The sequence below is a fragment of the Psychroserpens ponticola genome, assembly GCF_023556315.2.
Lineage (GTDB): Bacteria > Bacteroidota > Bacteroidia > Flavobacteriales > Flavobacteriaceae > Psychroserpens > Psychroserpens ponticola.
Genome location: NZ_CP116221.1, coordinates 949,044 through 961,241, shown reverse-complemented (window position 1 = coordinate 961,241; position 12,198 = coordinate 949,044). Strand labels below are relative to the sequence as shown.

12 protein-coding genes are annotated in these 12,198 nt (G+C 31.7%); 2 read left to right on the top strand and 10 right to left on the bottom strand.

Going from position 1 to position 12,198, the window contains the following annotated elements; translation table 11 throughout:
• Positions 1–2: 2 nt before the first annotated feature.
• From MUN68_RS04260 to MUN68_RS04245, 4 genes are all read right to left on the bottom strand, one after another.
• Positions 3–1,319 carry an ABC transporter permease gene (locus MUN68_RS04260; RefSeq protein WP_249995479.1) on the bottom strand — a complete coding sequence of 439 codons (1,317 nt, stop codon included), beginning with the start codon at positions 1,317–1,319 and terminating at the stop codon, positions 3–5.
• 1 nt (position 1,320) lies between these two features.
• The gene (locus MUN68_RS04255; protein WP_249995478.1) at positions 1,321–2,247 is read right to left on the bottom strand and encodes an ABC transporter ATP-binding protein; all 927 of its coding nucleotides are present in this window, start codon (positions 2,245–2,247) and stop codon (positions 1,321–1,323) included.
• Between the two features lie 277 nt (positions 2,248–2,524).
• Positions 2,525–3,652, bottom strand: a complete 1,128-nt coding sequence (dnaJ, locus tag MUN68_RS04250) for a molecular chaperone DnaJ (protein ID WP_249995477.1) — start codon at positions 3,650–3,652, stop codon at positions 2,525–2,527.
• A 53-nt stretch (positions 3,653–3,705) separates the two neighbouring features.
• A complete protein-coding gene (locus MUN68_RS04245; protein WP_249995476.1) occupies positions 3,706–4,242 on the bottom strand; it encodes a nucleotide exchange factor GrpE in 537 nt (178 codons plus the stop codon).
• 153 nt (positions 4,243–4,395) lie between these two features.
• Between MUN68_RS04245 and MUN68_RS04240 the strand changes: the two genes are divergently transcribed.
• Entirely contained in the window at positions 4,396–5,070 is a 675-nt protein-coding gene (locus MUN68_RS04240) for a YceI family protein (protein ID WP_249995475.1), read from the top strand.
• Positions 5,071–5,128: 58 nt separating this feature from the next.
• Here the strand turns inward: MUN68_RS04240 and MUN68_RS04235 are convergent, their stop codons facing one another.
• Together MUN68_RS04235 and MUN68_RS04230 are read right to left on the bottom strand one after the other, a co-directional pair.
• Positions 5,129–5,878 carry a LytR/AlgR family response regulator transcription factor gene (locus tag MUN68_RS04235; RefSeq protein WP_249995474.1) on the bottom strand — a complete coding sequence of 250 codons (750 nt, stop codon included), beginning with the start codon at positions 5,876–5,878 and terminating at the stop codon, positions 5,129–5,131.
• The gene (locus MUN68_RS04230; protein WP_249995473.1) at positions 5,875–7,872 is read right to left on the bottom strand and encodes a histidine kinase dimerization/phosphoacceptor domain -containing protein; all 1,998 of its coding nucleotides are present in this window, start codon (positions 7,870–7,872) and stop codon (positions 5,875–5,877) included. Before MUN68_RS04230 ends, MUN68_RS04235 begins: the two co-directional genes overlap by 4 nt.
• A gap of 234 nt (positions 7,873–8,106) precedes the next feature.
• Here MUN68_RS04230 and MUN68_RS04225 point away from each other — a divergent pair, with 234 nt between their 5' ends.
• On the top strand, positions 8,107–9,519 hold the full coding sequence (locus tag MUN68_RS04225) for a tail fiber domain-containing protein (protein WP_249995472.1): 1,413 nt from the start codon (positions 8,107–8,109) through the stop codon (positions 9,517–9,519).
• A 7-nt stretch (positions 9,520–9,526) separates the two neighbouring features.
• Here MUN68_RS04225 and MUN68_RS04220 read toward each other — a convergent pair whose 3' ends face one another.
• Genes MUN68_RS04220 through MUN68_RS04205 form a run of 4 tightly spaced genes read right to left on the bottom strand, consistent with a single transcriptional unit; the run spans position 9,527 to position 12,188 of the window.
• Positions 9,527–10,435 (bottom strand): TIGR01777 family oxidoreductase, encoded by a 909-nt coding sequence (locus tag MUN68_RS04220; RefSeq protein WP_249995471.1) that lies wholly within the window; start codon positions 10,433–10,435, stop codon positions 9,527–9,529.
• A 54-nt stretch (positions 10,436–10,489) separates the two neighbouring features.
• Positions 10,490–11,203 (bottom strand): tRNA (5-methylaminomethyl-2-thiouridine)(34)-methyltransferase MnmD, encoded by a 714-nt coding sequence (gene mnmD, locus MUN68_RS04215; protein WP_249995470.1) that lies wholly within the window; start codon positions 11,201–11,203, stop codon positions 10,490–10,492.
• 5 nt (positions 11,204–11,208) lie between these two features.
• Positions 11,209–11,664: a hypothetical protein gene (locus MUN68_RS04210; protein ID WP_249995469.1), complete on the bottom strand. Its 456-nt coding sequence runs from the start codon at positions 11,662–11,664 to the stop codon at positions 11,209–11,211.
• Complete coding sequence (locus MUN68_RS04205; protein ID WP_249995468.1) at positions 11,664–12,188, bottom strand: DUF4920 domain-containing protein; 525 nt, start codon at positions 12,186–12,188, stop codon at positions 11,664–11,666. Before MUN68_RS04205 ends, MUN68_RS04210 begins: the two co-directional genes overlap by 1 nt.
• Positions 12,189–12,198 lie beyond the last annotated feature (10 nt).

The following is a 12,198-nucleotide window of genomic DNA, read 5'->3' as shown; positions in this document are numbered from 1 at the left end:
AATTAATATTTAATCCATTTAAATAGTTCTTTATAACTAGGTTTTTTACCATACATCAAAATACCTACTCGATAAATTTTGGCTGCAAACCAAACTGTAAACACAAATGTACCAACTAAAATTAAAAAGGATACTACTTGTTGCCAAATAGGCACTCCAAATGGAATACGCATTAACATCACAACTGGAGACGTAAACGGAATAAATGAAAACACTGTAGATACGGTTCCATGAGGATCTTCAATTACTGTAAAAATACCAACATATACAGCTAAAATTAAAGGCATTAGGATTGGCATCATAAACTGTTGCGTATCAGTTTCATTATCTACAGCTGCACCTACTGCTGCATATAATGAGCTATACAATAGAAATCCTCCAATGAAGAAGAACATGAATGCGAAGACGAGATTGGCAATTGGTAGATTTAAAAAGGATTGTAATCCCATTTGGACATCATTCGCAAAATCAGGATTTTGCATCACTTCGGTCACCATTTCTTGCTGTGGTGTTTGTATTTCTGCCAAATTAATACCAAGAACTGCAGATCCTGCCAACATTAAAACGCTACCCAAAACTACCCAAATAGCAAATTGCGTAATGCCTGCTAATGATGTCCCAATAATTTTGCCCATCATTAATTGAATAGGTTTTACTGACGAAATTATGATTTCAATAATTCTACTTGTTTTTTCTTCAATGACGCTACGCATAATCATATTTCCATAAATGATAATAAACATGAACAATAAGTAACCTGCTGCACCTCCAAAAATAAGTTTCAACCAACTATCAAGCTTAGATGTTTTTTCACCTGAAAATGTTTCTTGAGCAATCGTTATATTTGTCTTAGAAGCTTCTATTTGTTCTATATCCACTCCGTTTTTAACTAATTTAGTGCCTTCTAATTTCTTTTCAATTTTCTCTTCTAAACTATTCATGATCCCAACAGAAGGTGACTCATCTGAGAAGAACTGAACACTTGAGTAAATGTTTGTTGTATCAGTGCTTTTTTCGATATATAGTAATCCAAAATCCTCTTTGGCTTTTGTAAGCTCTTTGGCAGTTTCTAAATTGGTATCCTTTGTTAAAATGGTGTAAGTTGTATGTTCAGTGTTTTTAAACTCATCACTCAACATGCCTGTTTCATCCAAAATGGCAATAGTGCGTTCTTTATCGTTATTTAATTGAGCTAAATAACCAACAACCACAAATAACGCCACCATAATTAATGGACTTACAAACGTCATTATGATGAATGATTTGTTTTTAACCTTAGTTAGGTATTCTCTTTTTATAATAAGTGGCAAATGATTCATCTTAATTGTTTTTGACCGTTTGAATAAAAATATCGCTTGCGCTAGGAATCACTTCAGTAAAGTGGTGCACTTCTGCTTTAGATGTTAAAAATGATAACAAATCGTTAGACGAATCGTTAGCATTTAATTTAATATTCATTTTAACATCATCATTTAAATTTCTAAATGTTGCTGGCAACACTTCAAATTTATCTTTAATGGCATTTGAAACGTTCTCAATAGTATTTGTTTGAAGACCGACTTCAAAAGTATTCGTTTTATATTGACGTTTAATGTCTGTTAACTTTCCGTCTAAAATTTTATTTGACTTATGAATTAAAGCAATATGATCGCAAAGTTCTTCTACAGACTCCATTCTATGGGTAGAAAATATCACTGTTGCACCTTCATCTCTTAGCTGAAGAATTTCATCCTTAATTAAATTAGCATTAATAGGATCAAAACCTGAAAAAGGCTCATCAAAAATTAATAATTTTGGCTGATGTAAGACTGTAACAATAAACTGAATTTTTTGTGCTTGTCCTTTACTAAGTTCTTGAATTTTCTTATTCCACCAATCTCCTATTTCTAACTTTTCAAACCAATATTTTAATCGTTTTTTTGCTTCTTGTTTTGTTAAGCCTTTAAGTTGTGCCAAATACAAAACTTGCTCACCAACTTTCATTGATTTGTATAAGCCACGTTCTTCAGGTAAATAACCAATATTTTGAATGTCTTCAGGTTGTAACGGTTGACCATCTAATAACACTTGACCAGAATCTGGCATTGTAATTTGATTGATAATACGAATAAGGGTAGTTTTACCAGCTCCATTAGGTCCTAGCAACCCGAAAATACTTCCTTTGGGCACAGATACTGAGACAGCGTTTAGCGCTCTAAAATCTCCAAAGTTTTTAGACACTGAATCGGCAACTAAGAGGTTATTCATAACTATAAATTGAAAAATTAAATATTATAACGTGTAAAGATAAAAATGTTAATGATGAATAAGGCTTATACCTAATTATTTTTAATAAAATCACTTGAATATAAAAATATTAAAAAAGTTAAAAAGTCGCTAATCAACTCACTAAAAATGACTTGAAAAACAAAACCCACCCTTAATAAATTAAGGATGGGAAAAAATTGCTATGAAAAAGAAAAATTACCACTAAAATAAATTAGTGATAATCAAATATAGTTTTTTTTTTGTAAATAACAGTTTTTTAAGAAAACATATCTTTAACTTTTTCAAAAAAAGATTTATCACTACTCTCTGGTTTAGGATTGAAGTGTTCATCATTTTTCATACTTTCAAAAAATTGTTTTTGCTCCTTATTTAGTGTTTTTGGTGTCCATACATTCACATGTACTAATAAATCTCCAGTACCATATCCATTGATGCTAGAAATCCCTTTTCCACGTAGACGTAAAATCTTTCCAGATTGCACACCAGCTTCTACTTTAATTCTAACTTTACCTGTAACTGTATCAATTTCTTTTGAAGTCCCTAAAACAGCATCAGGAAGGCTAATATAAAGATCATAATGTAGATTATCTCCTTCGCGCTTAAGCGTGTCATGTTCTTTCTCTTCTATAACTACTAATAAATCTCCAGAAATACCATTTCCTGGAGCATCATTACCTTTACCAGTGACTTTTAATTGCATACCATCAACAACACCAGCGGGAATCTTTACAGAAACAGTTTCTTCTTGAACTTTAAGGCCTTGAGCATCTGCATCACTAGGTTTTTTGTCAATACTTTGTCCAGCTCCACCACAAGTTGGGCAGGCAGCTGCTGTTTGCATTCTTCCTAAAATAGTATTTGTAACTCTAGTAACTTGACCAGCACCATTACAGGTACTACAGGTTTTATAAGTAGTTCCAGATGCTTGAATTTTTCGTTTTACTTTAATTTTCTTTTCAACACCATTAGCAATCTCTTCTAAGGTAAGTGTAACACGAATACGAAGATTACTTCCTTTTACTCGTCTTTGACCTCCACCAAAACCGCCTCCAAAGCCAGAGAAACCTCCACCTCCAAAGCCACCACCAAAAATATCTCCAAACTGACTGAATATGTCATCCATATTCATTCCGCCTCCACCACCAAAGCCTCCAGCTCCATCAAAAGCTTGATGACCAAATTGATCGTATTTTGCTTTTTTGTCAGCATTACTCAATATTTCATAGGCCTCAGCTGCTTCTTTGAATTTTGCTTCAGCATCTTTGTCATCTGGATTTTTATCTGGATGAAATTTAATTGCCATCTTACGATAAGCTTTCTTAATTTCAGCTGCAGAAGCATTTTTATCTATACCTAATATCTCGTAATAATCTCTTTTTGCCATATTGTTTTATCTATTCTTAATATTAAAAAACAGGTGTCTTTTTAATTAATATTTTATTGTCCGATAACCACTTTTGGAAAACGAATTACTTTCTCTCCTAACTTATATCCCTTTTCTACAACATCTACAATTTTACCTTTAAGATCATCAGTTGGCGCAGGAATTTGAGTAATAGCCTCATGAATATCTGCATCAAATACATCACCAGCATTAACTTCTAACTTCTCTAAACCTTTTTGATTCAAAGTCGTCAACAGTTTATTATAAATTAAAAGCACGCCTTTTCTAAGTTCTTCAGCTTCTTTATCGTCTTCAATATGTGCTAAAGCGCGTTCAAAATCATCTAAAACCGGAAGCATTGCCAACATGACATCTTCGCTTGCTGTTTTAAATAAATCAATACGTTCTTTCGACGTTCGTCTCTTATAATTTTCAAACTCTGCAAACAAACGCAAAAACTTATCTTTTTCTTTAGCAAGTTCTTCTTTTAATTGTTCTTCCACAGAAATCTCTTCTACTTGTGTATCTTGATTTGAAGTTTCATTAACTTCAGTATCTTTTATAGTTTCACTTTTATCCTTTTTACCCATTATTTGGTCATTTTTATAAATCTTCGATTTAGGATTTGCAAAAGTACTGCCATTATTATTAAAATGTCAAAATGTCATCAAAAAAATTAATCATTTGAGGTCTCTTCAGAAATCATTATTTTTGAATTCATAATAACACTAAAACTATTTTAAATGATTAAGAAAACATTATATCTTACATTATCACTGATTTTTACTCTTTCAATTACTGGATGCAAAGATAATGCTAAAGAAGCTAATACTAGTGACGCTGAAGCTGCTGCAATAAGCAAGAGTACTTCTGAAAAATTTACTGTTAACGTTTCTGAATCTACGATTGAGTGGATCGGATTTAAGCCAACAGGAACTCATAGTGGGACAATAAGCCTTGACAATGGTGTATTTAAAACTGATGACGGCAAACTTCAAAGTGGTACATTTTTAATAGACATGAATAGTATTACTGTTACAGATATGGAATCTGGTGATGGCAAAGAAGATCTTGAAGCACATTTAAAAGGGACTGTTGAAGGAAAAGAGAATCATTTCTTTGATGTTAAAAAATTCCCTACTGCTGCTTTTGAAATTACAGGAACTGAATCTTTAGCAGCAGGAAAAACAAGATTATCTGGAAACTTAGACATTAAAGGTCAAAAGCATAATATTTCTTTCCCAGTAAATATTACTAATAATGGAGATGAAATGACAATTGAAAGTGAACCTTTTAAAATTGACAGAACAAAATGGAATGTAAATTATGGTTCAAAATCTATCTTTGAAGGTTTAGGAGATAAATTTATAAATGACGATTTTGAATTAAAAATACGTATTAAAGCTAAAAAGGCTTAAACGTTAGTACTTTAATATTGAAAAGGCCATTCTTTTTAAGAGTGGTTTTTTTGTATTCTTATAAAAAATGAAACATCTTAATAATTTCCTCTTTTCGCTGATTACTAAATGGGATTTCGTTCTCTTTTATGACTAAATAATTTATACCTATTTGATCTACTGCATTTTTATTAACTATATATGAACGATGTACTTGAATAAAATGATTTTCAGGTAAGGTTTTTAAAAACTCTGAAAGTCCATAACGTAATAAGTATTTTTTAGTTCCGACGTAAACCTCTATATACTTTAATTCTGATTTTATATAGAGTATATCTTTCATTGCAATTTTCTTATAGATATTTTTCTCTTTTATAAAAATATAATCTTCAATAGCTAAGGGCTTTTCTTTAATGGTAGATTGTATATCTAATTCGGTGTTGAATTGAAAATCAACAAAATTTCTAAGCGCGACTTCAATAGATGTAAATAAATCCATTTTCTTGAATGGTTTTATTAAATATCCAAAAGGTTGAGTTTCCACAGCACTTTTTACAGTTTTCTTATCACTATAGGCTGTTAAAAATATAAATGGAATTTTATAAGATTCTTTTATTCGTTTTGCTAGCCATATTCCATCTCTAGCCCCTTGTATATTCATATCTAAAATAGCAATATCAGTTTCTCCTTCATCTAAAATTGATAACGCTTCTTTTGCATCTCTTGCTATACCAGAAATTCTATAACCTACGTCTTCTAAATTGTCTTTTATAGCATCAACTGTTAAAAATTCATCTTCAACAATTAACACACTAATGGTTTCACTCATACGTTTTCCTTTAGGTTATCACTAAACGTTATTTCAAAAGCACATCCTTCTGGTTTTTTATTATAATATTTCACATTGCCTCTTAATTGCCAAGCAAGGCCTTTAATTAGACTTAAACCATAAGTTTTTTTTGATTTTTCTTCCATATTACTAGGAAGCCCAATTCCATTATCTTCAACACATAATAGGTAAGTATGCTCTTCTAACTTAGTGATTGTTATATTTATTGTTCCACTCTTTTTTCCTTTAAAACCATACTGAAAACTATTGCTCAATAATTCGTTTAAAATAAGCCCATATGGAACAGCAACGTCAACATGAAATGTAGTTTCAGGGATATCAATTTTAATATTGGCTTTAAACTCAGTGTAGTCTGAAATATTATCAACTAATAAAGTTGTATATTCTTTTAAATTAATACGCTCAAGATTCTCAGTTTTATATAATTGCTGATGAATCATTGCCATAGCATTAATTCTATTTTGACCATCATCCATTAGTTTTTTTACAGATTCATCATTTGAAGTTTTAGCTTGTTTGCTAAGTAAGCTCGATACTACTTGAAGGTTGTTTTTTACACGATGATGTACTTCTTTTAATAATATTTCTTTTTCTATTAAAGATTGATCTACTGCTAATTTTTGTGTTTCAATTTCAGCTTTTTGTATTTTCGTTTTTCTTAAAAAAGCATATAACATAAACAATAAAAGTAACAGTGTTACTATAAAAAGTAAGTAAAAAATTTGTTGTTGCTTTTGGCTAGAAATTTTGTTATTCTTTTCTAATAGTTTCAATTTTTGGATTTGAATCTCTAAATCATTTTTATTTTTCTCATATAAAATAGCTGCTATTTCAGAGCTTCTTTTGGTTTTATTAATTGCAATAGAATCCTGCAAATGATTCATCTTATTGTAGACCTTTTCACTCTCCTCTTGTTTATCTAATGCAAGTAGAATTTTACTTTCTAATTGTAAATTACTAATCAATAATGTAGTAAACTGTTTATAAGGAATTGCTTCTCTTGCCTTATTGATATAAAACAAAGCTTTAAGGTATTCTTTTTTTAAAAAATAAATATGTGATAAAGTATTATTCGCCTCAATGTAGAGGTTTATTTCTCCTAAATCAAGTGCCGAAATTGATTCTTTTTTTAATGCGTTTATAGCATTATTATAATTGTTTTTATTTAATTCTAATTCAGCGATATTTAAGTTAATAACATTTTTAAAATGCTCATTATAGTTTGGTTTAAAGCCTTCTTGTTTAACATTTGAAATAGACACTAATTGTAGTGCTTTTTTAAAATAGACCTCTGCACTATCTGCTTGTTCTTCTCTAGAAAATGAAAGTCCGATATTATTATTTATACTCGCTTTAAAAAATGGTCTGTTTTTTTCTTTTACTGAAACAATTGCTTTTTTATAATAGGCTCTTGCTCTTTCATACTGGCTCATAGCATAATATGCAGAAGCTATATCGCTAAATTCGTTTTGTGAAGCTTCAGGTTCTTTATTTAAGGCTTTTAGAATTCTGTATTTTTCCGGAATTAACTCAATGTAATTCGTTAAATATCCAGCTGAATAATATTCAAAACAAAGATATGTATATATAAAATGCTTGTCTTGTAGTGTTGCAAATGAATCTTTAGTAATCATTTCGTTTGCAAGGGCTATGAACTTAACTATTTCTCTATGCGATAAATAATAATCTATTTCAAAGCGCTTAGCTGCTGCTATTTGTTTTAGACTTCCGTTTTTATTTGACCAAATTAAAGCATCATTAATGTAATCGAAATATTCAGTTGGATAGCCTTTTTTTTCAACTTCAGAATCATAAGGTCGTAGCATTTGTCCTAATTCTACAGTCAATTTATAACGCTCTTCACTTTCAGAAATACTATTAGCCAAAGCACTTTCAATTGCTTCAATTTGAAAAGATTGAGCACAAAGGTTAGTGTTAAAAAGGCAAAACAGTATAACTGCAATAATTCTCATTCACTTTGAATTAATAAATCTAAGAAATTGAAAATATGAATATATACCAAAAAAATGACATGAATGCATAAAATACAGACATGAGTCTCTTACAAAAAGGCATCAAAGGTAAACGTAATGTTGTTCATACCACAAATAATAGATTTCAATACCATGAATACTTAGTTCGCGACATTTTTTTGATTATTTAACTACCAATGAAGAACTTACTGTTACCAATCAATACCGTAATACATGAAAACGCATATTCACATTCTATTATTTTTAATTTTCACAGGCACAACTTTTGCTCAAGTAGGAATTGGTACTACAAGTCCTAATGCACAATTAGATATACGATCATCTAATGAAAGTGCACCAGCAAATACTGATGGTATCCTCATACCAAAAATAGATGAGTTTCCTTCAACAAGCCCAACAGCGCTTCAAGATGGCATGATGGTTTATCTTACGGGAGATGTAACTCCTGGAAAAGGATTTTACTATTGGGATAATACAGGATCTTCTTGGGTAGCGCTTTCTAGTGGAGCTAGTTCTGGAGATCATGATTGGTATACTGAAAGTACAACTATAGCTCCAACTAGCATAAATGATGATATTTATACGCAAGGCAATGTTGCCATTGGAAAAAACACCGCAAGTTATCCGTTAGATATAGCAACTATAGCTGGTAGAAGAGCCATTAATATAGATATTTCAGGTAATTCAACTGGAGCGAGTATTGGTACTCGATATATAGCAACAGGTAATACAAGTACTGGATCTGCTACTGGGTTATATAATTTGTTTTATGGCTCTGGAACAGGAAATCAAACGGGAGTATACAATTCGTTTTTTCACGATGGAGATGGCATTCACTATGGTATTCAAACATTAATGAATAATTCTGGTAATGGAATACATTTGGGTTCTAGAGTTGTGTTAGGTGGTACTGGAACTGGACCACAAGTTGGAAGCGATGTAGAAATAAGTAATACTGGTTCTGGAAGTCATTTTGCAGCTTCTCACTACATAACAGGAGCATCTTCTGGAGAACAACGTGGTACATTTAGTCGAATTGATACTAATGGAAATGGCAGACATTACGCTTCATACAACTGGATATCAGGTGCAGGAACCGGAAATAAATATGGTTGTTACAATAGGTTTACTGGTTCTGGAGGGACTCATTATGGTGTTTACGCAAATGTAGATGCAGCAAATGGAGATGCTGGTTATTTTTTGGGTGATGTGTATGTATCTGGTATCTTGACAAATCCGTCAGCACGATTTTTAAAAAGAAATATTACACCTGCAGATGCTGTTATAAAAAAATTAATGAAGCTTGATGTGAAAAGCTATAATTACAGAACCACTGAGTATGATTTTATGAATCTGCCAGAAGGTTTACAGACTGGCTTTATTGCTGAAGAGTTAGAAGTTGAATTTCCAATGCTCGTTACAAATACAATTCATCCGGAAGCATACAGCGAAAATGATAAAGGTGAGAATATTAAAACTTCTGATAAAGTAGAATTCAAATCTGTTAGTTATGTAGGTTTAGTACCTCATCTTGTTAAGGCTTTACAAGAGCAACAAAAAGAAATAGAAGATTTAAAAACTAGGCTTTCTAAAATAGAAGCTCTTTTAAATATCGAATCTAAATAATATTTTGTTAGCCTAACAAATCTTCAAGAGCTGGTTCTAAATGATGGTGTGTAAAGTTAAAACCAGCCTCTTCAATCTTTTGCGAACTTACGCGTTGACTTTCAAATAACAATATATGCATGTCGCCTAAAATTAGTTTCATAACAAATTTTGGTATGTTAGGTAAAACAAGTGGTTTCTTTAAAACTTTAGCTGCTATTTTTGTAAGTTCTGAATTACTCACTGGATTTGGTGACACGCCATTAAAAATACCATCAAGACGATTATCTGCCACATAGACAAATAATGCTGATAAATCTTCAATATGAATCCATGACTGCCATTGCTGTCCATTTCCAAAAGCTGCACCAGCGCAAAAGCGCATTGGTTTTATAATTTCGGGAAGCGCTCCTCCATCTTCTGAAAGCACTAAACCAATTCTAATTTTTGAAACTATAATTCCTAGAGAAGAAAATTGGTCAATTGCGTCTTCCCATTTATCGACTACATGACCTAAAAACGATGTTGAAATGGGTTCAAAATCTTCTTCATAGTAATTGGTTTGAGAACTTGGATACATACCAATTGCACTTGCAGAAACAATCTGTTCTATAGGAAAATTATTAGTTTTAATGGTGTCAAATAGCAACTTTGCAGTTGCTGTTCTACTTTTGATAATTTCATTTTTGTAATCTGGAGTCCATCTTTTTGAAATAGAAGCTCCAACTAAATTTATGATAGTATCAACACCTTCAAAACAAGAGCTATCAATTTCATTCGTTTTAGGATTCCAATAAAACCCTTTATATGCGTCATGATTGTTAAGTTTTTGTCTTGACGTCGTTAAGTAATGAACCGTCCAGTTTTTTTCATGACAAACTCTAACAATTTCTTGTCCGATTAATCCTGTAGCACCTGTAATTAATACTATTTTCATGATACTACAAAGATAATGATACTCAAATATAAGAACTAAATATTTGGGAATGGTTTAACTTTTAATGGCTCTAAGCATGTGTCGTTTTCCAGGAGGACCTTCGAGACGTTTGATAGAAAAACCCACAGCTCTTAGCGCTCGTTTCACACTTCCTTTAGCTGAATAGGTGACTAAAACACCATTTGGTTTTAGCGCATCATACATTTTTTTGAATATGACTTCTGTCCATAATTCTGGTTGTACACGTGCGCCAAAAGCATCAAAATAAATGACATCATAACAGTTAACATCAACAATATCGTTAAAAAACTTCTGCTGTTTAGTCAACCGAAATTGTTTGGTAACTTTATGCGATGTTTCCCAATCTGACTTATGAATATCTACAAAAGCGCTACTCTGAATTTTTAATGCTTCAGCATAATTAAGTTGCGACAATTCCTCAGTAGAAACGGGATACGCTTCAACTCCACAGTAGTTAATATTTAGCTTGAGTTCTTCAGAAACTAATAACGTTAGAATAGCATTTAAGCCAGTGCCAAAACCTATTTCTAAGATTGAGATTGGATGAGATTCTGAATTCGGTTCAGAATGACAAATGGTTTCAGAAACGCCTAAAATATGTTCATTATAAAAAAAAAGCAAACCCTGTTTTATATATACGTGGTTTGCTTCTTGGATTGCACCATGCACAGAATGATATTGTTCATTCCAGTCTTCAATTTGAATGGTTTTAGAACCGTCTGCAGTGGTAATTATTTTTCGTTGCACAATGGTTATTTAATCAGCAATTTTTTAATCTTAGGAATTGGTCCTGTACATTCAGTTTGATGACAAGACAAGCATAAGTTAATTGCATTATTATAGCGTTCAGAAAGTGGTATGGTAGAATCTTGAACAAAAATCATTTTCTGAGCTTCAATAAATTTCCCTGAATAATGGTCGAAGGTTTGGTTTCTTGACTTTGCTTTCGTGAATTCAGCAGTATGAATTTTCAAAAACTCTTCTGGAAATTCGGTAACAACCTTTCCATTTTCAACTTCTTTTTTCAGCTGTAAATTAAAAGCATGCATGCCTCTCATTAAATTCGCCATTTCAGAACCTTGATACACATCATAACGTTCTGTGCCATCAACTATACTAACCTTTTTTTCAGTTTCATCTGATTTACCTGAAGAATTACAACTAAAAACTAAAGCAATTAAAAATATGTAACTAACGTGTTTTAGCATTACTCCTCTTTTAACAAGACACCATCTGCAACAAATGAGAATGTCTTTTTAGGCTCAGTGATTTTTGCAATTTCTTCAGCTGATTTTCCAGCATCTTCAGCGTAGTGACGTTGTTCATCAACAGGAACTTCATTTACAAAAGCTTTACCATTTAATACAACGTCTTTACCTGCAATGTCCATTGGCATAAAAAATCCATAATCTTTAAATTTCACCATTGCTTGCTCTCCGTTCCCAAGATCTACTTTCATCCAACATCCTTTTGCTTGACACACTTCATCAACTTTTGCAATCATTTTGGTATTTATAGAATCTCCAATAGTCATACTTTCAAATTTAGCAGCCATTTTTTTAGATGAAAGAGCATCAGTATCGTTAATCTCTTTTCCAAAAGAGCTATAAGAAACAGCTTCTGTATCAGGCATATCTTGAGCGACATCTATATGTTTTTCAGTTTGTTTATTTTCATTTTTACAAGAAAAAACAAAAACAGCAAGCATTAATAGTAAAAAAATACGTTTCATAATTGGTGTG